Genomic DNA, 23,866 nt, shown 5'->3' with positions numbered 1-23,866 from the left:
AAACCTTTTCATTTTAGTCCGTTTTTTAAATTAAGTGTTTTGCAAAAATTTTATTAATACTAAAATGAACAACTAAAATCATGGCAGTTGAAAAAATAAAGGTAAATGCAGTGTCAGAAATCCAGTGGAATCTTTCCATTACAACAGCAAAATTCATTGCTAAAACATGAATTAATCAAATAATAAAACATAATTTTATTTTTCAGTTAATTTTATTGTTCTGCTTATTTTTTAAAAATAAAAGAATAATTGAGCCAGTACAATATGTAGCATTAATATGACCACTTGGGAAAGCATATTCTCATGGGGTTTTAAATGTTGGCATATTAACATTACTAAATAAACCAATTGGTGACTTCCACCAAGGATATTGTCATTCTGAGGGAATATTATTAAAATAACCGTTACCTAAGTTATATCCAAAATGAAAACCCGATTTAAGATAAGCAGCTAAGAATTCAGGATGGGCATCAATTAAATCACCAAAAATAGCATTATAATAATAGATTCTATGTGTTGCACCTTTTAAAATCACAATAATAATATATGTACTAATTAAAAAACTTAATCCTTTAGTTGCTTTTATTCATGTCTGTTCTGTTAACAAACGGTTAGTTTTAACTAACCGATAGCGAACATAATAAAGACCAATTCCTAATAAGAATGATTGGTAAAGAAAAACTAAAATAGCACTTGTTAATTTATACTTATAATTATCAAATAGAAGATAGTCAATTCCAGGTCCAAATCCTTCGTCAAGACTTGGAATTAAGGCTAAATTAACAATATTACCAATAAGTCATGCTCCTATGGCTAGGAAATAATAGATTACAGTAATCCAATAATTTTTTATAAATTTTTGCTTTTTTTGTTTTATTTTAAGCAAAAACCATGTTTCTAATAATATTGTTAGATAAATGATAATTACAATAACGATTTCAGTATTTCCTAATTGATCATAAAAACGGACTCAATATTTAACAAATTCATTTGATAAAGGTTTTGCAAGTTCAACAGCAATTTGGTAGTCAATTTGATATCATCCCGTTGCAATAAGAACTCCTAAACTAATAAGAGAAATTATGAATAATGGAATTGCAAAAAAATAAATATTTCATTTTTTTTTAATAAAAAAGATGTTATTTTTTTGTTGCATATAGTTTCCTCGTTTTTTCTTTCGTTGTTGTTAATTAAATAGGAATTTAGTAAAAAATATAGGCTTTTTTCTTTTTAATTATATGTTAAAAAATAAAATTTTAATTTTAATTTTAAAAATTTTCATGGTATAATTGATTATAACATTTTATTAATAATTAAAATGATAATTATAATTATAATTATAATTATAATTACTTTAATTATTGTTTCACAATAGGGTTTTTAATTAAATATAACGAAAGATATAATTTAAAATAAAAGGAAATATGTGTGGGTGATTAAAATGAGAACATATTACAAAAAGTATTTTCAAGTATTTTTTAATATATATTTTATTTTTTTTAGTTTATATTTTGGAATTTCGTTATTTTTACCTTGTTTTGTTCCACATTATACAAATTGAGAATTTGTTAGTATTTCATTAAATTTAACTTATATTGTTTTAATAACGGGTGCTTTTTTCTTTTTTTTAGCTGTTTTAATCCAAATTTTAAGTTATTTTAAACATTATAAACGGATCATCTTACAATGAGATAATATTTTAAAAGTTAATGTTATTGTAATTTTATTATGATTAGCAAATATTTTTTGATTATCATACACTATTTATTGAAATATTACGATAACAGGATTACTTAGTCGTTTTACTCAGTTTTATTTTCAACTTTATCAATCAATTTTAATTTCGTTTTATTTCTTTTATGCTTTATTTATTATTACCTTTTTTATTGCTTTAGTCATATTACGGATTTATTTAATTTATTGGTATAAAATTAATGATTTAATTTATTTTAATCCGTTTTTTAATCTAACATTATTTTTAAATATTTTGGAACCGTATCTTTTTATGCGGTATCAAATTAATATATTAGTTATTTTTTTATTAAAAAAACTAATTATTATTTCATTTATTATTGCAAATATTATTAAAACATATCGATTAATTCTTTTTAAAAAGGAAACAACCCCACCACAACAGGGCAGTATTATTACCAAAATTTTAACAAAATAATATTTTTAAAATTAATAAACTAATTTTAATATTAACTATGTAATAAAAATTATTGAAAAACAAAGGAGAATAAAATAATGAAAAAATTAATGATGATTTTAGCATCAGTATCACTATCAAGTCCAATTGTTGGGACAGCAATTTCATGTCATAGTCCTAAAACTGGGGGTGAAATTAATACAACAGGAATACCAACTGTTGGTACTATTAAAGCAAATTTAAAAAAAGCAGGTTTAGATGTTGATAACTTAGATGTTGATTTAGCGCCAGGAATGAAAACAGCAATTATTCGTTTTATGCCAGATGTTCCAAATCGCCCATTTTTAACAAAAAAAGTTGATTTAAAATGAACAACAAATGATATTAGTAAAATTATTACTGTTACATCATTGCCATATGATAATGGTTCTGGTAAAAAATTAACCGTCGATGAAGTGTTAACTGTTGTTAATAGTTTAAATGGAACAAATTTTACTTTTTCTGATATTGAAATAAATCTTGATCAAGAAATTAGTCAATGAGTAATTACGCCAAAACCAGGTGGTAATTTTACTGGTTCAGCAGTTGAAATTGTTAATGAACCAATTACATTTTCGCAAGCATTTCCATTAAAAAATATTGGTAATATTTATATCGCTGATGAAGTCTGAGCAGATTATAAAAAAGACCCTGAGGGTAGAACAATGAATATGGCAGCAGCAATTATGGAGTTTGTTGGGGACCGAAATCGTTTCGCAAGTTTATATAAAGATGCAATGTTAAAAGCGATGATGGGAGCTTTAGATGGTGGAGTTGAAATATCAATTAATCAAGATAATGGGGAAGGGACTTTAAAAATTACAACGGAAGTTGAGCATGTTATTAATCACTCAACACTAACTGCTAATTTTACAGTCAATACAACACCACGTAAGTTTTTAACGCAAGATAATGTTAAACAAACAGAAAAATTAATCCCTGTTAAATTAGATAAGATTTATACAAAAGAAACTGAAAACGAACTTCGTTATGATCTTGTTACAAAGCTATTAGGAAAACAATTTGCTGATCAATATCAGGAGATTTGATATAATGAAATTTGATTAACTTTTAATGAGGATGGTAAAGGCGCAACTATTGAGGCTAAACCAGGATCAAAAATTTTAGCAGCTTCTGATACTTTAGCTTCTTTAATGACAAAAATTCCAGCTTATAAATTAAATGTTACATTTGAATAAAAAGAAAAATAAACTCATTAATCTTATGAGTTTATTTTTTTATTTGAACAGGCTATAATTAAAATTATTGCGTGATACAATAAAACATTAAAATATTTAGGGGGAATACAATGACAACAATTTCATATGTTTTATTAGGAATTATTTTAGTTATTTTAGTTACTTTTCTAATAATTTATTTAGTAAAAACACATAAAAAACCGCTTGTAAATAATGATTCAGCATTATTACAGAAAGATATTCAAGCATCAAAGGAATTATTAGAGAAACAATGATTAGGATTACAAAATCAACTTTCTGAACAAAAAAGAGAATTATTAACTTTAATTAGTGAATTTAAAACAAATTCAGTTAAAAATGATACTAAATTTAATCAAAACTTAACAATTTTAAATGAAGGATTAAGTAATTTTCAAAATAACTTGTCAAAGCAAGATACTGACTTAAAAAATAATTTAAACCATCAAGGTCAAATTATTTCCAAATCATTTACTGATGTTTTATCAAATTTAAAAGTTTTAAAAGAATCAACTACAACATTAAAAGAAGTTGAAGAAAAAGTTAAAACTTTAAATGATATTTTTTTAAATAATAAAAAACGAGGTAATTTAGGTGAATATTTATTAGAAAAAGTTTTAAGTGATATGTATGGTGAAGGTAATCAAGGATGAGACCGCCAATATAAATTGCCGACAGGAACTGTTGTTGATGCATTAGTTAAAACTGGTGGAGCAAAAGAAAACATTGCTATTGATGCGAAATTTCCATTAACAAATTATAATAAATACTTAGAAACAAGTGATACCGCAATTAAAAATAAATATTTAAATCTTTTTAAACAAGATTTAAAAGATCGAATTAATGAAGTTGCTAAGTATATTAATCTTGAAAATGAAATTTCAAGTGCAATTATGTTTGTTCCTTCCGAAGATTTATTCGCATTTATTTATGGCCAATTTCCAGATGATATTATTACTTTTGCATTTAAAAAACGGGTGTGAGTTACTTCACCAACAACATTATCAGCAATTTTATTTGTTTTAGAAAAACATATGCGTGAAGTTGCTTTTAATCAAAATATTGAAGTTATTAAAACTAATTTATTAAAAATAAAAGGCGAATTTGATCGTTGAGTTGAGCGTTGACAAGAGTTTACGAAAAATTTTGGAAAATTTAATACTAATATTAAACAATTAAATACCACACATAATAAAATTCATAGTCAATATCAAAAAATTTTAAATGAGCAACAGTTAGAATAACCAACAGATTTAAAATGAATGACGATAAAAGAAAAATATCTTAGAAGTAAGATATTTTTTTAATAATTTTTGAAATTAATTGTTAACAGAACTTCAATTTTGTTTTCCTTGTTATTGATTTTAATTAAAGTTATAATTATGTAAAGGCCAACACACGGAAAGTAAGAATAAAAATGAAAACACTAACAATGAAATTAAAACTTTTTAATGGTGTTGAAATCCCATTAATTGGGTTAGGTACATATAAAATGACTGATAAGCATGAAGTTTATCAAGTTGTTATTGCCGCATTACAAAATGGTTATCGTCATATTGACACTGCTCAAATCTATGGAAATGAAGAATTAATTGGCAAAGCAATCAAAGATAGTGGTGTTCCACGAAAAGAAATCTTTTTAACAAGTAAGATTTGAAATGCTAATCATAAGTACGATGTGGCATTACAGGAAGTAGATAACATACTAACACGGTTAGATAAGGATTATTTAGATTTATGTTTAGTTCATTGGCCCACTGCCGATCGAAATGAATGTTTTCGTGCGTTAGAGACAGCGTATAAAGCAAAAAAAATTCGTGCAATTGGAGTCAGCAATTTTGAAGTTAGCCATTTACAAGAGTTAATCGCAATTAGTGAAATCAAACCAATGGTTAATCAAGTTGAACTTCATCCTGGTTTAAATAATACTGATGTTGTTAAATTTTGTCAAGCAAACAACATTATTATTGAATCATGAGCAACTTTAATGCAAGGACAATGTATGACAAATTCAACTGTTCTTAAAATTGCAGAAAAACACCAGAAAAGTCCTGCCCAAATTTGTTTAAAATGAGCAATACAACAAAATATTGTTGTTATTCCAAAATCAACCCATAAGGAACGTATTATTGATAATAGTGAACTAGATGATTTTATGTTAGATGATGAAGATATGACAGAATTATTTGCTTTACCACAGGTAAGATTAGGAGCTGATCCAAATAATTTTAATTTTTAATCACTATTTTTTGTTATAAATTTTTTGTTATAATTTAAAAGATATTTTATCAAAAGGAATGATTCGATGAAAAAATTGCTTAGTTTTTTTGGAACGATTATAATGTTTACAACTCCAAGTATTTTAACGATTAGTTGTATTTATCCAGAACATTATTATATTCCAACCCAAGATGCAACATTGCAGCCAGTGGTTGGCAAGTTTTTAACACATTTTATGTTACAACCCATTAATGATGAAGATGAATATTGAGTAAAACATCAAGATGATAATACAATTTTCACAATGTTTTCAAAAGAAAGAGAAGCTCATACTTTATGACCAATTATTAATTATAATTTTAATAATCCTTCAAATGTTCCAGCATTTGAGTTACCAACAACTAATGTTTTATTTAAAACATATATTGCAAGTATGCCAACCCATTTGCCAACAGCTAACCAATTATATCGTGATTTTATTTTGTTTCCGTTAATTCCTAATACAACGGAGTATACTTATACGACGGGACAAACAACAATGGAAGAATATACTTTAGATGGTAGCCATTTTCCAACAACGATTTATTATTTAACAATTAATTTAAATTCAAATGTTTTTTGAAGTTATGAACTTAATAAAGATTTACAAGAATATTTAATTAATTATATTCAGAATCATCCAAGGTTTATTTTTAAACAAAATATGACAACAGCAGAAATTGTTAAATTATGGCTAACAAATGTTTATAGTGATTCAAATAATTTTAAAATTAGTAATATTAAGACAATTGAAAATATTGATGAATTATATTGTTATTTAAAAAATAAAATTACTTTTCATTTTGATCAGTTAGATACTAGTAAAGTTAATCAAAATGGAAAATTTAATTTTAAAGTAACTGATCAAAATAGTAATTATATGTGAGAAATAAATGAATTAAAATACCAAATTCAAAACTAAATATAACAAAAATAGACACATAAATTTTATACTTTATGTGTCTATTTTTTATTTAAAGGCTACTTTTTTTATAATTTAATCCAACAACATTTTTAACTTTTGTTATTTTTTTATTAGCAATTGCTCGTGCTTTTGTTGCTCCTAAATCAATTAATTCATCAATTGTTTGATCTTGCATTAATTTGTGGTATTTTTTTTGAATTGGTTCTAAAACTTCAATAATCGTATTGGCAACTTGTTCTTTTAATTGGCCATAATCGTGTTGAACAAATTCCTTAACAGCTGCTTCAATTGTGACTTTTTTTAAAACAGCATAAATTGTTAAAAGATTACTTACGCCTGGTTTTTGCTCAGGATTATAAGCAATTTTTCCTTCTGAATCAGTTACGGCGCTACGGATTTTTTTTCGAATTACTTCAGGTGCATCTAATAACCCGATAAAAGACTTAGGATCATTGGAAGACTTACTCATTTTTTTAGTTGGATTTTGTAAATCCATAATTTTACCACCAATTGGTGCAATAAAGTCGGTCGGAATTTTAAATAAATCTTGTTGATAAAGATTATTCATTCGTTCGGAAATATTTCGTGTTAATTCAATGTGTTGTTTTTGGTCTTTTCCAACTGGAACTAAATCAGCATCATATAATAAAATATCCGCAGCCATTAAAGTTGGGTAAGTTAATAATCCGGTTGGAATAAATTCAGTTCCATTTTCTGCTTTCATTTTTATTGATTTGTCTTTAAATTGTGTCATTCGTGATAATTCCCCAATAGTTGTATTGCACAATAAAATATGTGCTAATAAGGTAACTTCTAAGACATCTGATTGAACAAAAATAATTGCTTTTTGTGGGTCCAAACCACATGCATAATATAATGCAATCATATTTTTAATGTTATTTCGTAATTCTTCTTTGCTAATTGGAATTGTAATTGCATGTAAGTTTGCCACAAAAATAATTAAATTATTATCTTTTTGTAATTCAATAAAATTTTTTATCGCCCCAATATAATTTCCTAAAGTTAATTGCCCTGTCGCAGTAATGCCTGAAACAATTGTTGGTTTTTTTTGTTCCATATGTTCTCCCTTCTTGTCCAAATTTAATAACATATTTAGTAATATAATAGCAAATATTTTATTTTTTCCAAAAGAAAAACAATAAAAGTAGTATTTTTCTTGGAATTTCAACCGATTTTGTTTACTATTTTTTGAACAAATAATATAATAACATTATACACTTAGAAGGAGAGTAAAAAATTATGTCGAGAATTGAGAAAATTAATGCTCGTGAAGTAATTGATTCACGAGGAAATCCAACTGTTCAAGTTGAAGTTTGAACAGAATTTAGCGGATATGGTTCAGCAATGGTACCATCAGGAGCTTCAACTGGAAGTTGTGAAGCATTAGAATTAAGAGATGGTGATAAAGGGCGTTACCAAGGGAAAGGTGTTTTAAAAGCAGTTGGGAATGTTAATACAAAAATTGCCGAACAACTGGTTGGAATGGAAGTAACAAACCAAGTTGAAATTGATCATGCCATGATTACTTTAGATGGAACTGATTTTAAAAAGAATTTAGGTGCTAATGCAATGCTGGGAGTATCAATGGCTGTTGCAAAAGCAGCTGCTTCGGAATTAAAAATGCCATTATACAAATATTTAGGTGGTGTAAATGGGAAAAAACTACCTGTTCCAATGTTGAATATTATTAATGGAGGAGAACATGCTGATAGTGCAATTGATTTCCAAGAATTTATGATTATGCCAGTTGGAGCTGAAACTTTTAAAGAAGCTTTAAGATGATCATCAGAAATTTTCCATACTTTAAAAAAAATCTTACATGATAAACGTGACATTACTGCTGTTGGTGATGAAGGTGGTTTTGCTCCGCATTTTAATTGAGCATATAAAGATCAAACTTTAGCTTCATTTCAAACAAAAACACCAGCTGAGGTTGCCTTAGATTTAATTGTTGAATCAATTGAAAAAGCAGGATATAAACCAGGTAAAGAAGGTGTTATGATTGCAATGGATTGTGCTTCATCAGAATTATATTTTGATGATAAAAAATATCACTTTAAGAAAATTGAAAAAGTTACTGGTAAAGAATATGCCATGACAACAGAAGAATTAATTAAATATTTAGACAAATTAGTTGATAAATACCCAATTATTTCAATTGAAGATGGTTTAGCAGAAGGTGATTGAGCTGGTTTTGAATTACAAGTAAAAACAATGGGACATAAAATTCAAATTGTTGGTGATGACTTATTTGTTACAAATCCAAAAATTACAGCAGAAGGGATTGCTCGTAACGCTGCAAATTCTGTTTTAATTAAATTAAACCAAATTGGAACAGTTACTGAAACAATTGATACAATTCAATTAGCACAAAAAGCAGGTTGAACAGCAGTTGTTTCACATCGTTCAGGAGAAACAGAAGATTCAACAATTGCTGATTTAGCAGTCGCTTTAAATACTGGTCAAATTAAAACAGGAAGTATGTCACGAAGTGATAGAATTGCAAAATATAATCGTTTATTAGCAATTGAAGATGATTTAGGAACAGTAGCTGAATATGATGGAATTAAAACATTTTATAATTTAAAAAAACATGTTGCTGATTTAAAAAAATAACCTTTTATAAGGTTATTTTTTTTATTATGATTATATAAATATTTATGGTGATAAAAGAAAGTAACAATACCAAATATTTGAAATTTTAAAAAATAGTTGAAACATCGTTTTGATACTATATGTAGTAATATGATAGTATTATATTGTATTGAATAGGGGTAATAAGAATGAAATTGGCGAGCAATATTTTAAAAAATATTTATTTAATATAAAATAAAAAACTAGGAAAAAAAATATGAAGAAACTACGAAAAAAAATAAAACAATGAATCCTGTAAATGCAAGCAGTAATTTTTTTTTCTTGTTATTTTTAATAATAACATCATTTTTCGAAAATGCAAATCTTTTTTAAAAAAAATAAAATATTTTATAAATATAGCTTAATTTAACCATATTTAATCACACTAAAAAGCATTTATTAAATTGTTACACAAATAAATTTATATAAAATTCTCTAAAAATAAATCTTTTGCTGTTCTTCAATTCAAAATAGGCCTTAATTTTTCATTTATAACATTAACTACTCAATCTATTTTTTGTTGACTAACATTATTAAAATCAGTTCCCTTAGGAAATCAGTGTCTTAATTCACTAGTTACAAAAAAATATGGTTACCTATATGATGAATTATATAAATGTCTTAATCACGAAAAAACGAATATTAGAGACGAAAGTCCTGGATGAAATAAATTGGATGCTATTAATGCATTTGAATGTACTTTGTTGTTTTTTAGATTTAATTTATTTGAAAATTAATAAAAAATCGGTATACTTAATCTAACGATAGAACTGGTCTTAAATGTATATGGTTTCCACATTTTTTTAAGATTAAGTATCTTGTAATTAAGAATTAATTGTATTATAATATACTATAATTATATTATTAAAATAAATTATTAATATTTAGTGAGGCAGAAAAATGAAGATACATCCCCTTGTAAAAGAAATTTTAATTACTACTGAAGAAATTGATGAAAAATGTTTTGAATTAGGGCAACAAATTAGTCATTATTATCTTAATGAATATCCAGCAAAAGATAATACGATTTTATGCTTAGGATTATTAAAAGGATGTATTTCTTTTATGACAAAATTAATTTCTCATTTAGTTGGTATTGAATGTGAAACGGAATATATGGTTGTTTCATCTTATTTTGGTGGTATTAAGAGTAAATATACCCCCCAAATTTTACTTGATTTACCAATGCCAATAACAAATCGCGACATTTTATTAACCGAAGATATTATTGATAGTTGTAAAACAATTAAAATTATTAAAGACTATTTATATCTAAAAGGAGCACGTAGTGTGAAAATTGTTACTTTATTAGATAAAAAAGCTGGTCGGAAAGTAGATTTAGATGCTGATTGATATGGATTTGATGTTCCACCTGCTTTTTTAATTGGCTTTGGTTTAGATTATCAAGAATGTTTACGTAATTTGCCATATATTGCGATTGCTGATCAGAAAAAATTAGCAACATGAAAATGAGACATAAAGGACTAATAGACAATTAAATGATTTAGTTATCATTGGAGGAATAAATGAAAAAAGTAACGACAAGAATGATTACAATTAATAGTATTATTATTGCAATTTTTTTATTGTTTGCTTTAGTTCCATCATTAGGATATATTACGATTGGTCCAGTTAGTTTAACCTTAATGCATATTTTATTTTTAATAGGAATTTATGCTTTATATATTACAATGAATTTAAATTTAATTTGAGCAGGTTTAATTTATGGTCTTATTTTTGGTTTTTCATCATTAATTCAAACATTAATTTCACCAGGTCCAACTAGTTTTATTTTTCTTAATCCATTGTTTTCTGTTGTGCCACGGGTTTTAATGGGACTTTGTGTTGGTATTTTAGCTTATTTTTTAACAAAAACTTCGGTTAAAATTGAAACAAAAATTTATACTAATCAAATTACAGAATTGACTTGATACCAACGACATTATTTAAAAATTTATAATATTATTATTGCTTTTACTGCAGCTACGTTAAATACTATTTTTGTTTTAGTTTTTATGTATTTTATTGGTCCTTTAATTTATACTGACTCAGATCAACAACGCTTTTTTCACAATTTTACTTGAATTATTTTAGCAACGAATTATTTACCAGAAATGTTGTTAGCGGTTGCTATTTTTCCACCAGTTGCATATGCATTAAAAAAACTTTATAATAATAATTAATATATTGAGTGCACTTTCAGTTTGAATTGCATTATTTAATAGAAAATTATAAAATTAAAAAAGAAAGAAGCGAAAAAACAGTGAAACAATCAACAGGCCTTATTTTTATAAAAGTTATTTTATTTTTGTTATTATCTCCAATTTTATATTTTTGATATCTATTATCATGACCATTAGCTTATTTTTTTACTCGCTTTCGTTCATCAAGTGAGTTTACAGCGCAATTACAAAATAATAATAATGAATGACTAAATATTATTGTAATTATTTTGTTATGAATTTTTTGTTCGTTTATTATTGCATTTTTATTTTTATTTTATTCTTTAGCGCAATACTTACGAATTTATCAAACATTGCCTAATGCATTACGTGGTTTATTTGGTTTAGCATGGATTATTTTATTTTTTCAGAAAGTTTTAAAAATTAAATCTTAATTATAATGAAGTAAGATAAAATAATGGTATATATAGAGAGGAAGGTTTGGATGAAAAAGAAAATTGCAATTTTAGGAGATTCACTAACTTTTGGTTATTTACCGATGGGAACTGGCAAAATGGCAGATGCTGATAATTGACCATTAAAATTAGAAAATTTATTAACAAAATATTATCAAACAGGAGAAATTGAAATTCAAACTGATGCCCAACCAGGACGAACAATTATTAAGCCATTAATTGATTTTGGTTTTCCCCAAGATAATGGAATGGACAATTTATCAGTTTTATATCAAAAAACACATCCAATTGATTTATTCATGATTTTTTTAGGAACAAATGATTATTTTGGCTATGATACTTATGCAAAATTAAAAGAAATCCCATATTATCCAATTGAAACAAAAATTGTTGATTCATTAGGGGAATTGATTAATAAAATGAAAGTATTGCATAAAGATAATAAAGAAAAAGTGAATTATCATGTTTTAGTAGTTTGCCCACCAAAAGTATTAACATTGCATGATGGTGAATTGTTGAAATCCTTACCAGAAGCTTATCAAAAATATTGTGCAAAATTAAATATTCCTGTTGTTAATTTACAATTATCAGCAAATCCACATCCCGAAGATCAAAATGAATATGATGGTATTCATTATACACCAATGGAAACAATGATTGTTGCCCAAACCATTTTTGATGTTATTGTTGCAGAAAATTTATTAAATTTAAATTAATTTTAGTAACAAGCAATTAGAAAGGAATTAAACATAAATGATTATTGGTGTTTATGGTTATATTGGAGCAGGAAAAACAAGTGCCTGTGAATACTTACAAAATAAATATCATTTCACTTATTTAAATGCGGATAAAATTGCAAAAGAAATTATGCAAGAGCCAACCGTTTTGCTTTTTTTAGAGCAAACTTTTCCGGGAATAGTTATTAATGGTGTTCTTAATCGTGAGCGTTTACGAACAATTATTTTTACTAATTTTCTTGCTAACAATAAGTTGAATAATTATTTATGACCAAAAGTTAATCAACAAATTATTACAATTATTAATAATAATCCAAACCAAAAATTTTTAATTGAAGCAATTGGTTTAAGCACATTAGCGCTTTCTTTTACAGCAAAAATATTTATTACTGCTAGTAAAAAGAACATTATTACGCGAATTAATGCTCGTGATCAACAATCATCAGAACAAATAGAACAGTTATTAAAAATTCAAGCAACTTTTTTTAAACAGATAAAACCCGATTATAAAGTAACCACTAACAAATCACTGCTAGAACTGTACCAAGAATTAGATAAGATAATGGAAGACATATTAGGAGATGAACAATAATGCACCGTTTTGTTGCCAATCAATTAGAAAATAATTACTTTATTTTAGCTGAAGATGATGTTAAACAAATTAAACAAGTTTTGAGTTTAAGAGACCAAACACAAATTATTTACATTTATAATGGTAAACATTATTTAACGATATTAGAAGTACAAGCACCACAAAAGTACTTATTTAAATTAATTAAAAAATTACAGCAAAATCATGAAAGTCCAATTAAAGTACGATTAATTGCAGGTCTAATTCGGAATGCAAAATGAGATTATTTATTACAAAAAGCAACATAATTAGGAGTTAATGAAATCATTCCTTTTCAGTTTAGTCGTTGTGTGGTACAATTAAAAGGTGAAAATAACTTTAAAAAAATTGAACGTTGAACAAAGATTTGTAAGGAAGCATCAGAACAATCTTACCGTAATCAAGTACCGTTTGTACATGATGTTGAAAGTGATTTAAAAGTGTTACAACAATATCAAAGTGATGTTAATCTTGTTTGCTATGAAAACGTTGCAGAAAAATTATCAATAAAACAGTTTTTACAACAAGATTTTAAAACAATTACAGTTGTAATTGGCCCTGAAGGTGGATTTACTCCACATGAAATTGCGGCTTTATATTCATATCAATATTACCCCGTGTTTCATTAGGACAACAAATTTTACGAGCTGAAACAGTACCAGTTGCACTTTTAGCAATGATTATGTATGAAAAAGAATTATAGGAGAAGGCAAAGATGACAAAAGTAGTATCGATTAAAGCACTAGTTAGTGTTGCAAATATAATATTATATACAGCTTTAGTACTAATTTTTCTAATTTTAGGATTACAAAAATGAGATATTGCAGCAGTAACTGGCTACAAAATTGGCTATGTTTTAATTGGTTTTGCTATTATTATTTTTATTATTTATCATTTAGTTCGTATTCATGAGTTAAAAAAGACACCATTTCAATTATTACGTAAACATATTATTTTTATGCAAATTTTTTATATTGGTCAATATTTGATTTTTGTGATTAGTTTATTTTTTTTAATTTTAGCTAATACAAAAGTTTTAAATCCAGCCCAAATTTGTATTTTTTGATATGTATGATTTCCAACAGTCTTTGTTGGTACAATTGCTTGTTCAATCTTGGAATCAATTGTTCGTGTTGAAGAACAAATTTTTATTGTTAAAAAAAATTGACAAGATTCAGAACAATGAGCAAAAGAACAGGAAAAAAATAATACTTTTTTAACAAATGAGCAGCAAGCAAAAAAGAGCGAAAATCCTTTCTTTGATGATGATAAAAATAATAATTAGTTTACAATTAAAAAAAGAGAAATTAATAACGGAAAATGAAAAAAATGAAAAAAATATTAAGTTTATTAGGAGCAATAATGATTGGGACTACTATTGGATAAATTGTTGTTGCATGTATGCCTCCAAGAAATGGTGGCAACAATAATAATATTGTTGGGGACAAATTAGACTTGAATTAATTTTCTTATGATAAAATTATTGCCAAAAAATTTAGTTTAAAAAAAGATAATGCAATTTTTAATGATGAAATTAATTTAACTTCAGCAATTACAAAAGGAATTCAAAATTTATCTCCAGTATATTTGCCTTGAGATGAAGTTAATATTACGGTTAACTTTTTAAATGATAAATTTACTTTTAATCAAGTTTATGTCAAAATGGAAGCAAAACCAGATGCAAAATCAGTAAAAGGTTCAGTAATGTGAGGAAATTTAGAAACAAAATCTTATGTTGATCTTCGTCCAGATTTAAAAAATTGATTATCATTAGCATCACCAACATTAGAAGTTAAAGATCCAAGTGAATTAGATGCTGTTGTTACTAAAACATTAGGTGGCCCAGCCTTTAACCAAAGTAATTTGGATGGTCTTGGCTTACAAGGAACATATCATGAAGACCAAAAACGTTATATAGTTTCAGTTAAAATCGGTCAAAGTAACTTTTTCCAAACAAGTGAAATTATTTTTAATGTTGATATGAAATAACTAATTTACCAACACTTAACAAAAATGAAAGGTACATAGTGAGGTGCTTTTATGTTAAAGATTGGAACCATTGGTACAGGCAATATTGTGAGTGAATTTATTGATGCTTGTCGTGATGTACAAGGAGTTAAAATTACTTCCCTTTATTAACGTAGTTTAGAAAAAGCTAAATTTTTTGCTTCAAAAAATAATTTATTAGTCCATATTGTAGATAATTTTGAAGATATGTTAGATTATATTGATATTATTTATATTGATTCACCAGATGGTTTGCATTATCAACAAGCAAAGTATTTTTTGCAAAAACAAAAGCATGTTTTAGTTGAAAAACCGGCAACTTTTTTTGCACATGAATTAATTGAATTAAAACAAATAGCAGAAATTAATAATGTTTTTTTGATGGAAGCTTTTAAACCCTTACATTTGCCAGTTTATCAAATTTTACAAACAAATGTTAATAAAATTAAACCTTTTTTAGCTTGTTTTCATTGCAACCAGTATTCAATTAGAATGAAAGAAGTTTTATTAGACCAATATAATTCTGTTTTTGATGAGACTTTAGGAAAAGGTTCTTTATATGATATGTTAATTTATCCTGTTGAATTAGCAGTTGCTTTATTTGGACCAGTCAAAGATGTTAAAGCAATGAGTCATAAGTTAAAGAATGGTGTTGATATTAATAATGCTGTTCTTTTATAACATAGTAATAATATTTTAACTAGTATTGTTTGTTCAAAAGCATCGACAGGCATTAGTCCTAGTGAAATTTTAAGTTATGATACTACAATTAATGTTACTAATCTAACAAAATTAGAAGCAATTACAAAATATAATCGCCTTACAAATCAAACAACAGTTTTACCATTAGGATCAGAACATAATAATAAAATGTACTATGAATTACAGTATTTTATTAATATAATAAATAGTGAGAACTATTAGGAAATGAAGCGGTTATTTTAGATTACTCAATTGCGGCGATTCGTGTTTTAGAAGAAGTTCAAATCAATGAAGAACAACAGGGAGAATTATTAAATGAAATTAAATAAATATATTGATCATACTTTATTGAAACCAGATGCAACTATAGTAGAGATTAAAAAATTATGTGCTGAAGCAAAAGAATATGATTTTGTATCCGTTTGTATTAATCCAACTTATGTTCAATTAGCGCATAATTTATTACAAGATACTACAGTTAATGTTTGTGTTGTGGTGGGTTTTCCATTGGGGGCGAATGCTACCATAACAAAAGTGACAGAAATTTCAACGGCATTAGCCGATGGAACAACAGAAATTGATATGGTAATGAATATTAGTCAGTTTAAATCAAATAATTATGATTTAGTTCGTGCCGATATGGTAGCATGTAAAAAATCAGCTGGGCAACATATTGTAAAAGTAATATTAGAAACATGCTTATTATCTGATACAGAAATTATTAAAGCGTGTCAGTTAGCAGCAGCAGCAGAAGAAGAAGAAGAAGAAGGTCTTGATTTTGTTAAAACTTCAACAGGTTTTAGTAAAGCAGGTGCAACGATTGCCAATGTTAAACTAATGAAAAAACAGTTGGATAACGTATGCAAGTTAAGGAAGCTGGTGGAGTGCGTACTAAAGATGATGCTTTAGCAATGATTACAGCGGGAGCAACGCGAATTGGAACAAGCGGGGTTGTTAATATTATGGAAAATAAACCACATCGAACAGGTTATTAGTTGACATAAAGCAGCAAAAAAAATAAAAAATAATGTATTTTTAAAAAACAAAAATTTAGAAGCAACTCTTAGTTCTGATCCGTTTGAATTAATTTCATTAAAAAAAGTTGGCAAGGAATATATTTATCAACAAGATAGTACATGAAAAAAATCGTGACCAATTTGTTTTCCAATCACAGGAAAGTTAATTAATAATGAATATCAATTAGCAGATAAAATTTATACAATGATGGGGCACGGGTTTTTTTGTGCAATTACTGCTTGAAAAGTTCTTATTTATACAGCAGATACATTAGTGGTTGAATATAGAGAAACAAAAGAATTTTATCATCAGTATCCATTTTTGTTTAAATTGGAAGTAACATATCAATTAGAAGCAAATAAATTAATTAATAAAGTTAAGATTACTAATCTTGACTTAAAACCATTGCCATATAATTTTGGTTGACATCCAGCATTTATTTGTGATGAGCATACTGGTAAAATTATTTTTGATAATCCACAAATAATTACCCATATTCCTGGTGGGACTTTTTTAGGTTTAGAAATGAAGAAAGAAACAAATTCTCAGTTTTTAATAAATCAATATGATTTTACAACTGGCCAATGTTATGTGTTACTAAAACAAACAACAAACAAAGTTTTAATTGTTGATTCAACTCGAGAAATTAGTTTAACAATAAAAGGCTATCCAAATGTATTAATTTGAAAATGTCAAAATGATGTAAAATATATTTGTGTTGAACCATGAGATGGCCATCAAGATGACATTAATTATCAAATAATTCCGTTTGACCAAAAATTATGAATTAATAAGTTAACATAACAACAAACAAAAATATATTTTTTAGAAGTAGAATTTAAAAAATAAAACCTCTTAACAAGTAAGAGGTTTTCATCAAAAATGAATATATTATGTAAAAAATTACAATAAGTTAGCAGGGGGATTTGTTTGGTGTCTGAAGAGGATATTAAGCTGTTCCATATAATCTTAGATTCTTATTGTAAGAGGTTTTTCATTCTTATGTATTAGTTTATAATTTCAGCAGTATTAATTTTGATAACTAAAGTACTAACCATTTTTTATTCATTTTTTAGCATAATAAAAATGAATAGGTGCCACATTATATTATTTAACAAATATTTTATAGTTTTGAATAATTTAATGTTTATATTCTGGTAACATTTGGTAAACAAAAACACATCAGATTTTTGTTTTTCATAAAAAGTTATTTCATAAGTAGTTTAAATAATAATGTTGTCAACACCATTAGTATTATCCCGCAAAAAATTGACAAATGATTTTTTTATTTATGTTTTATTTTGTTGTTAATATTATTACACTAATTTTATAAAAAACGTGTTGAATCTGATGAGGATGAGAAAAGGGATAAAAATAATTGTAGTACTTATGTGTTTATTTGGTTGTGATTCTTTATTTGAAAAAGGATTTATTTATGTTGACAATGATGGAATAATAAAGAAGGATTTTAATAAAAATGCTACTAGTTATACGGAATCTTTTATTAATAAAATTATTATGAAAAAATGTAAATATTATAATGAATATAATAAAAAATATTTTGAATATCATAAAAAAATTATTTTTAAATAAATTAAAACAAGTAACATTTTTTAGATGTAACCCATATTCAAAAAATTTATATTGTATGTTAAAAAATAATGTAATATTAACTTGAATTATATATTTTAATGTGTAAATTGTAAATACAAGTGCAACAAATCTATTAATAAAATAATAACATATTTTATATGAAAAAAATAATTTTTTAATTTTCCAATATAAAATAATGTTGTCTTAATTTAAAGTAAGACAGAAAGATGGGTGAATTTAAAATGAAAAAAATTTTAAATTTATTAACTGTATTAGCAATTGATAGCAACATTCAAAACAGAAATAAAACTTTACTATAATGAAAATAATAAAAAAAATAAAATTATTTTTAATGATTGATATATAGCGATGGTTGACACTTATCTCATACATTTAATCTTGGAACAAATAATCCGATTAATTATAAAAAAATTATTTTTTTAGGTGAAAAAAGTGATTTTTTTCAAAAATTAGCTGAGGGGAAGAAGCATATTATGGAACAAAACTATCTTATTTCAATGGCAGTGAAGTAAGCAAAAAAATAATGAATGCAAAAATTATTGATCCAAATTATGATGTTCCTCATTATATTAACAATGAAAATCGTTTTATAGTGCAAAGCTTCCAATCACCAGGTTTTCCATATTTAAAAGCAGTCAAAGAATTTGCTTTAACTTGATATTATGAAAATAATAATTTTTATATTCAAATTTTATCATATCATTGAATAAGTGTTACAGGCTCTTATGTTTATGGCGGAGCATGACAAGGAATTGGAAAAGGAATTAAATTATATAATATATAATTTTTATATGTAATTTTGCATAATACTTACAGACAAACATACTTTGCACTATAAAAACGATTAATTTTATGTAAAATAGTTTTGATATTAATAACTGACTTAATATAACACGTTAATCAATACTAAAATGCTTATAATTATTAAATACCTTTCTAAAGATTTTTTATTAAAAGAAAAATATAATCAATATGTAAACTATAATATGAAGGGCAAAGAAAAAACTATAAACATTGTTTATAGTTTATCATCATAATAATTTCTATTATGATGGTTTTTGTTAATACTTATTTCTTGCAATGTTTGGTAAAATTTTGTTTTAATAATTTTATTATTACAATAATTATATAAATACATACTACCAATTAGGATTCCTAAAATTGCAAAAAAAACAATGAAAAATCATACATATCCTGGAATTCCTAAAAAAGGAGTATGGATATTTAAAAAGAAATAGGGGTATCATCGGTTTTCAATAACCCCTGGTTCATTGCCTGGTCAAGTAAAATGGTTACCAGACAAACTACGTAATTCTCCTCTAATCATTGTATAAGCGCAATATGCTAATAGGACAAGTAAATATTTTCAAAAGTTTTTTCTAAAAAATTGTTTTAAGTTAATTTCTTGTTTATTTTCCATAAAAAATAAGATGTAAATAACAAATGCAATTGGATTTGTCATATGGTCAATAACTGTTGTAATTCATCCTATCGCGCTGCCTGGTAAAGGTTGTGTTGGCAGTAATAAACAATTGTAAATAATAAAAGTAATTGTAATATAACAAGCTGCTGCTAGTGCAACTGGGTATGATTGAATTTTATTTTTATTTTCTTGATGATGACGAATTCCACTAATTAAGAATCAGAATAAGATTCCTAGGTTTGATAAGCATGTAAAAGTTGTAAAAAAATCTAATGTATATAAGGTGTAATCGCCATTATAGTGGTTAATAATATCATTTTGATTTAAAATTCCATTAATGAACGTTCATCCTAAAATAGCAAGGCCAACTATTGCAAAAAATAGTTTATAAATTTGCTTTCAAGCTAATTTTATTTTTAAAATCATTGATAACTATTTCTCCTTGTTTTTTAGTTTTTTGTAGTAATTTAATATCCTGCATTACTACTATAATATTGTAGCATTGATTATTTTAAAAAATGCTTTATCAAAGCAGAAAACTTTATTAAAATAATGTTTTTGTTTAAAAAGGTATACATTTTTATAAAAATTGGGTAAGATAATATAAACCTAAATTTATACAAGGTTTATTAGAAGAGGTGTAATTATGTCAAAAAAAGAACTAGCAGCGCAAATTGCCGAAAAATTTACTGATGTGTTATCAAAAACACACGCAGAAGAAATTACAAATTTTGTTTTTGATCATATTAAAAATGCTTTAGTTGCTGGAAAAGAAGTTTCAATTGCGGGATTTGGGAAATTTGCTGTAACTGAAAGAGCAGCAAGAGATGGAAGAAATCCATCAACAGGAGAAACAATTAAAATCCCAGCTTCTAAATCAGCTAAATTTAAAGCAGGTAAACAATTAAAAACTGATTTAAACAATAATTAACAATTAGGAAAGATTTAATTGTTATGTTAAATAGTTTATTTAACAAAGGAAGTATTAATAAGTGAAGTTTTTTGTTAAGTCATTATAAATTAATAAATTTGTCAGAAGAACAGTTAGTATTAATTATGTTGATTATGAACTGTTCTTCTTCTGATAAAAGGTTTATTACGCCATTAGAAATTGCAAATCATTCTAATTTTAGTGAGGCTCAAGCAAAAAAGATGTTAGATCATTTGAAACAAGCTGGTTTTATTGATATTAAAATGAAAAAAGGTGTTTTAGAAATGGATTTATCCCCAATTTTTAATAAGATCATTATTGCAATTGAAAACCTAGAATTAAATGTTGAAAAAAAGATTTTATTTGAACAAGTAAATCAAATTTTACAGCATCCTTTAAATGAACACGAAAAAGCAACTTTAAATACTTATTTAGAAAATAAAATTTCTGATTTTCAATTAACCCTAATTATTAATAATCATCAAAATACAAAACTAACTTTTAAAGAATTACTAAAGTTTATTGATAATTATCTTAAAAATAAACCAAAATCATTAACTAAATATAACTGATTAATTGACTAAGAATTGGTTCGAAATCAAGAAAATTAACCAAAAACAAAAAAAGTTCATGGCCATTTTCAATAAAATATGAAAGTGGTATTTGTTTTGTTGGCATTAATTTTTATTCACTCTATTAATTTTTGATATGATAAAATAAAATAACGATCACTAATGCCATGATGATTATGAACTGATGCTAATTGTTGTAATTGATGGGTCTTAAGATTGTTTAAATTAAATTTTTGTTGAGTACTTTCTTTTGCTTCAAATTCAATATAATAACCTTGATAAAGTCCATAATAATCACATCCATTTTTTGTTTTAAAATAACTTTTTGTGATTAAATGCTGTTGTTTTTCAATCGGGGTAATATTTACTGGTCGTTTAAAAAAAAGACCAGTATTATTATCAAAATATTTTTGAATAGTATAATCTAAAAACATACCACGATTATTGGGTAGATACATTTTTGTTTCCTCCTTCAATAATTAATTATCAAAAAAGGAAGTTTGTTCCTTGCAAATGAGGTGTAAAAAATGAAAACAATTAAATTACGAGCAACGGATATTATTAATAAGGAATTCCAAGTTGATTATCAAGGCTATGATCCAAATGAAGTTGATACATTCTTAGATATGGTTGCGACAGATTATCGAGTTTTTGAAGGAATTACAAATGACTTTAATAAGGAAATCAAGTACTTGAATAAACAATTAAATGATTTGCAAGATAAAAATGATGTTTTAAGAGCTCAGCTTGATGAAACAAAAGCTCAAAAAGCCCGCTTAGAAGAAGAAGGTTTTTCAAAAGCGGATTTAATAAAGCGTATTCATAACTTAGAAGGAAAAATAAATAACGATTAGATTTATTTAATTAATTTCTAAGATATAGTATAATATACATGAGTTATAACAGAACTAGTTGCTATTAACAGGATGTTAATAGAGGAAACTCCACGCTCGCACAATCTGTGATGATTGTAGTGTTTGTGCTAATTTAATTCATAAAATTAGGCATAAGGTTACTTATGACGGCTGAAAAAAATCCTACGTTATTTAAATAATATGGAGTTTTTTCTATAAAAGTGCCACAGAAACGAGTTTTTAAAGAAATTTAAAAAATGGAACGGGTAAACCCCACAAGCGAGAAACCTAAATTTTGGTAAGGGAACTTCTTGTTTTGAAGCAGAAAAAACAAGGGGATCAATTTAATAATTGATAGATAAATAACTAGTATTTTATTTAAGAAAATAAAAAACAGAACGTGGGTTATGATGTTGTAACTTTACTAATAAAAATAGATATTAATCTATTTTTATTTTTGTTTAGGTAGTTATAATTTATTTTTATAAAACTAATAATTTAACTTTACTTTTTATAAAAATAAATTATAATTTTTATAAATAAGAAAGGAAAAAAAGAAATGAAAAAAAATACTAACGATGTTTTAACAGTGCAAAATGATAACATTTGAACGCGGATTAAAAAGTCAGTTTTTCATAAGGAATTATATAATCAGAGGTCAATTACGTTTAAAATTGCTGCTTCTGCGATTTTTTTAGCGATGGCCGTTGGATTAAGTTTACTAGAGGTTTTTAGTGTTCCAACTCCTTGGGGGCAACATTTGGTTTACGATTTTTTGATACTTTAGTAATTATTTATTCAATTGCAATTATTGGATTAGGATTTGCTTTATTAGAAGGAATTGCATTACCTTGAATTCATAATTTAATTGATGGGCATCATACTTGACTTGAAATGGCATTCTTTATGATTTCTAATATCTTAGTTGTGTTCGCAACTTGATTTGTTTACTATATTTTATTTAATGCTTGTCATAAAATTACTGTTCCAGAAAATGTTGCTGACCATACTATTCATGAATATCATTATGTTAAAAAAGCGCATGACCATCATCATAAAATTGTTAATATTAAATGAGGGAAAAAAATCTTGGCATTTACTATTATAGTCCCAATATGTGCTTTAATTGAAGCAATTTCATTTTTAATTGTTGCAAAGATTTTAGTAAATATGGGTCATACGCATCCAGATGCTGACCATGCTCATGTTCTACACGATAGCTTGAAGATATTAGATCCGACAGGGAATATAATAAGTAATCCGATTGATTGGTCTAATCAAGTTACTGTTGCGCATGCTGGCCATGATCATGACCACGATAATAGTGGGATGGCATCTATTTTTGAGTCACGACAACATACTTTAATTTTTATCGGAATTTTCTTTGGAATTTTTACCGCTAAATATATTATAAACGCTACTTTATTTTTATTATTAGAACAACGAACAAGACAATTAGTTGATCGATATGGAATATATGTATAAAAACTTTTTTAAAATTTTAAAAAAGTTTTATT

28 protein-coding genes, 1 other RNA gene and 2 pseudogenes are annotated in these 23,866 nt (G+C 25.8%); 26 read left to right on the top strand and 5 right to left on the bottom strand.

What is annotated here, in order from left to right; genetic code table 4:
- Positions 1-25 precede the first annotated feature (25 nt).
- Positions 26-1,156 carry a phosphatase PAP2 family protein gene (locus SDAV_RS08680; protein WP_114565296.1) on the bottom strand — a complete coding sequence of 377 codons (1,131 nt, stop codon included), beginning with the start codon at positions 1,154-1,156 and terminating at the stop codon, positions 26-28.
- A gap of 285 nt (positions 1,157-1,441) precedes the next feature.
- Here SDAV_RS08680 and SDAV_RS08675 point away from each other — a divergent pair, with 285 nt between their 5' ends.
- The 5 genes from SDAV_RS08675 (at position 1,442) to SDAV_RS08655 (ending at position 6,586) form a co-directional block, all read left to right on the top strand.
- The gene (locus SDAV_RS08675) at positions 1,442-2,170 is read left to right on the top strand and encodes a hypothetical protein (protein WP_151202526.1); all 729 of its coding nucleotides are present in this window, start codon (positions 1,442-1,444) and stop codon (positions 2,168-2,170) included.
- A gap of 77 nt (positions 2,171-2,247) precedes the next feature.
- Complete coding sequence (locus SDAV_RS08670) at positions 2,248-3,387, top strand: hypothetical protein (protein WP_114565294.1); 1,140 nt, start codon at positions 2,248-2,250, stop codon at positions 3,385-3,387.
- A gap of 110 nt (positions 3,388-3,497) precedes the next feature.
- The gene (locus SDAV_RS08665; protein WP_114565293.1) at positions 3,498-4,649 is read left to right on the top strand and encodes a DNA recombination protein RmuC; all 1,152 of its coding nucleotides are present in this window, start codon (positions 3,498-3,500) and stop codon (positions 4,647-4,649) included.
- A gap of 173 nt (positions 4,650-4,822) precedes the next feature.
- Positions 4,823-5,644 carry an aldo/keto reductase gene (locus SDAV_RS08660; RefSeq protein WP_114565292.1) on the top strand — a complete coding sequence of 274 codons (822 nt, stop codon included), beginning with the start codon at positions 4,823-4,825 and terminating at the stop codon, positions 5,642-5,644.
- 66 nt (positions 5,645-5,710) lie between these two features.
- Entirely contained in the window at positions 5,711-6,586 is an 876-nt protein-coding gene (locus SDAV_RS08655; protein WP_114565291.1) for a lipoprotein, read from the top strand.
- 52 nt (positions 6,587-6,638) lie between these two features.
- Here SDAV_RS08655 and trpS read toward each other — a convergent pair whose 3' ends face one another.
- Positions 6,639-7,667: a tryptophan--tRNA ligase gene (trpS, locus tag SDAV_RS08650; RefSeq protein ID WP_114565290.1), complete on the bottom strand. Its 1,029-nt coding sequence runs from the start codon at positions 7,665-7,667 to the stop codon at positions 6,639-6,641.
- Between the two features lie 182 nt (positions 7,668-7,849).
- Between trpS and eno the strand changes: the two genes are divergently transcribed.
- A complete protein-coding gene (gene eno / locus SDAV_RS08645; RefSeq protein ID WP_114565289.1) occupies positions 7,850-9,226 on the top strand; it encodes a phosphopyruvate hydratase in 1,377 nt (458 codons plus the stop codon).
- Positions 9,227-9,665: 439 nt separating this feature from the next.
- Here eno and SDAV_RS13485 read toward each other — a convergent pair.
- Positions 9,666-9,827, bottom strand: a pseudogene (locus tag SDAV_RS13485) (IS30 family transposase); the annotation flags it as partial.
- A gap of 317 nt (positions 9,828-10,144) precedes the next feature.
- Here SDAV_RS13485 and hpt point away from each other — a divergent pair.
- From hpt to SDAV_RS13460, 14 genes and pseudogenes are all read left to right on the top strand, one after another.
- A complete protein-coding gene (hpt, locus tag SDAV_RS08635) occupies positions 10,145-10,732 on the top strand; it encodes a hypoxanthine phosphoribosyltransferase (RefSeq protein ID WP_114565288.1) in 588 nt (195 codons plus the stop codon).
- A 38-nt stretch (positions 10,733-10,770) separates the two neighbouring features.
- The gene (locus tag SDAV_RS08630) at positions 10,771-11,427 is read left to right on the top strand and encodes an ECF transporter S component (protein WP_114565287.1); all 657 of its coding nucleotides are present in this window, start codon (positions 10,771-10,773) and stop codon (positions 11,425-11,427) included.
- Positions 11,428-11,507: 80 nt separating this feature from the next.
- A complete protein-coding gene (locus SDAV_RS08625; RefSeq protein ID WP_114565597.1) occupies positions 11,508-11,861 on the top strand; it encodes a hypothetical protein in 354 nt (117 codons plus the stop codon).
- Positions 11,862-11,911: 50 nt separating this feature from the next.
- Entirely contained in the window at positions 11,912-12,598 is a 687-nt protein-coding gene (locus tag SDAV_RS08620) for a GDSL-type esterase/lipase family protein (protein ID WP_114565286.1), read from the top strand.
- A gap of 37 nt (positions 12,599-12,635) precedes the next feature.
- Positions 12,636-13,211, top strand: a complete 576-nt coding sequence (coaE, locus tag SDAV_RS08615; protein ID WP_114565285.1) for a dephospho-CoA kinase — start codon at positions 12,636-12,638, stop codon at positions 13,209-13,211.
- Entirely contained in the window at positions 13,211-13,498 is a 288-nt protein-coding gene (locus SDAV_RS13480; RefSeq protein ID WP_245938353.1) for a 16S rRNA (uracil(1498)-N(3))-methyltransferase, read from the top strand. Before coaE ends, SDAV_RS13480 begins: the two co-directional genes overlap by 1 nt.
- 42 nt (positions 13,499-13,540) lie before the next feature.
- A complete protein-coding gene (locus tag SDAV_RS13475) occupies positions 13,541-13,858 on the top strand; it encodes an RsmE family RNA methyltransferase (RefSeq protein WP_245938352.1) in 318 nt (105 codons plus the stop codon).
- A gap of 86 nt (positions 13,859-13,944) precedes the next feature.
- The gene (locus SDAV_RS08605) at positions 13,945-14,514 is read left to right on the top strand and encodes a hypothetical protein (protein WP_114565284.1); all 570 of its coding nucleotides are present in this window, start codon (positions 13,945-13,947) and stop codon (positions 14,512-14,514) included.
- Between the two features lie 302 nt (positions 14,515-14,816).
- Positions 14,817-15,218, top strand: coding sequence for a hypothetical protein (locus tag SDAV_RS13470; RefSeq protein WP_245938351.1), 402 nt, complete (start codon positions 14,817-14,819; stop codon positions 15,216-15,218).
- Between the two features lie 156 nt (positions 15,219-15,374).
- Positions 15,375-15,917, top strand: a complete 543-nt coding sequence (locus SDAV_RS13465; protein ID WP_334199357.1) for a Gfo/Idh/MocA family protein — start codon at positions 15,375-15,377, stop codon at positions 15,915-15,917.
- A gap of 336 nt (positions 15,918-16,253) precedes the next feature.
- Positions 16,254-16,933, top strand: a pseudogene (deoC, locus tag SDAV_RS08590) (deoxyribose-phosphate aldolase).
- Entirely contained in the window at positions 16,875-17,759 is an 885-nt protein-coding gene (locus SDAV_RS08585) for an aldose epimerase family protein (protein WP_408641547.1), read from the top strand. The pseudogene deoC and the gene SDAV_RS08585 overlap by 59 nt, the downstream one beginning before the upstream one ends.
- A gap of 546 nt (positions 17,760-18,305) precedes the next feature.
- Positions 18,306-18,548 carry a hypothetical protein gene (locus tag SDAV_RS08580; RefSeq protein ID WP_151202525.1) on the top strand — a complete coding sequence of 81 codons (243 nt, stop codon included), beginning with the start codon at positions 18,306-18,308 and terminating at the stop codon, positions 18,546-18,548.
- Between the two features lie 544 nt (positions 18,549-19,092).
- On the top strand, positions 19,093-19,353 hold the full coding sequence (locus SDAV_RS13460; RefSeq protein ID WP_245938349.1) for a hypothetical protein: 261 nt from the start codon (positions 19,093-19,095) through the stop codon (positions 19,351-19,353).
- 234 nt (positions 19,354-19,587) lie between these two features.
- Here the strand turns inward: SDAV_RS13460 and SDAV_RS08570 are convergent, their stop codons facing one another.
- Positions 19,588-20,418 carry a Pr6Pr family membrane protein gene (locus tag SDAV_RS08570; protein ID WP_114565282.1) on the bottom strand — a complete coding sequence of 277 codons (831 nt, stop codon included), beginning with the start codon at positions 20,416-20,418 and terminating at the stop codon, positions 19,588-19,590.
- Between the two features lie 220 nt (positions 20,419-20,638).
- Here SDAV_RS08570 and SDAV_RS08565 point away from each other — a divergent pair, with 220 nt between their 5' ends.
- Both SDAV_RS08565 and SDAV_RS08560 read left to right on the top strand, forming a co-directional pair.
- Positions 20,639-20,923, top strand: coding sequence for an HU family DNA-binding protein (locus tag SDAV_RS08565; protein ID WP_114565281.1), 285 nt, complete (start codon positions 20,639-20,641; stop codon positions 20,921-20,923).
- A gap of 23 nt (positions 20,924-20,946) precedes the next feature.
- On the top strand, positions 20,947-21,507 hold the full coding sequence (locus SDAV_RS08560; protein WP_114565280.1) for a DnaD family protein: 561 nt from the start codon (positions 20,947-20,949) through the stop codon (positions 21,505-21,507).
- A 23-nt stretch (positions 21,508-21,530) separates the two neighbouring features.
- Here SDAV_RS08560 and SDAV_RS08555 read toward each other — a convergent pair whose 3' ends face one another.
- Complete coding sequence (locus tag SDAV_RS08555) at positions 21,531-21,953, bottom strand: Holliday junction resolvase RecU (RefSeq protein WP_245938348.1); 423 nt, start codon at positions 21,951-21,953, stop codon at positions 21,531-21,533.
- A gap of 69 nt (positions 21,954-22,022) precedes the next feature.
- On the opposite strand from SDAV_RS08555, the gene SDAV_RS08550 reads away from it, so the two are divergent.
- From SDAV_RS08550 to SDAV_RS08540, 4 genes are all read left to right on the top strand, one after another.
- Positions 22,023-22,349, top strand: coding sequence for a DivIVA domain-containing protein (locus tag SDAV_RS08550; protein ID WP_114565279.1), 327 nt, complete (start codon positions 22,023-22,025; stop codon positions 22,347-22,349).
- Positions 22,350-22,395: 46 nt separating this feature from the next.
- Positions 22,396-22,762: RNase P RNA component class B (rnpB, locus tag SDAV_RS08545), an RNA gene on the top strand.
- A 146-nt stretch (positions 22,763-22,908) separates the two neighbouring features.
- Positions 22,909-23,136: a hypothetical protein gene (locus tag SDAV_RS13455; protein ID WP_245938347.1), complete on the top strand. Its 228-nt coding sequence runs from the start codon at positions 22,909-22,911 to the stop codon at positions 23,134-23,136.
- Entirely contained in the window at positions 23,097-23,834 is a 738-nt protein-coding gene (locus SDAV_RS08540; RefSeq protein ID WP_245938346.1) for a hypothetical protein, read from the top strand. The genes SDAV_RS13455 and SDAV_RS08540 overlap by 40 nt, the downstream gene beginning before the upstream one ends.
- Positions 23,835-23,866 lie beyond the last annotated feature (32 nt).

It is taken from the genome of Spiroplasma phoeniceum P40 (assembly GCF_003339775.1).
GTDB classification, from domain to species: domain Bacteria; phylum Bacillota_I; class Bacilli_A; order Mycoplasmatales; family Mycoplasmataceae; genus Spiroplasma; species Spiroplasma phoeniceum.
Note: the sequence above shows the minus strand (reverse complement) of the source record. Positions and strands in the feature narration are given on the sequence as shown.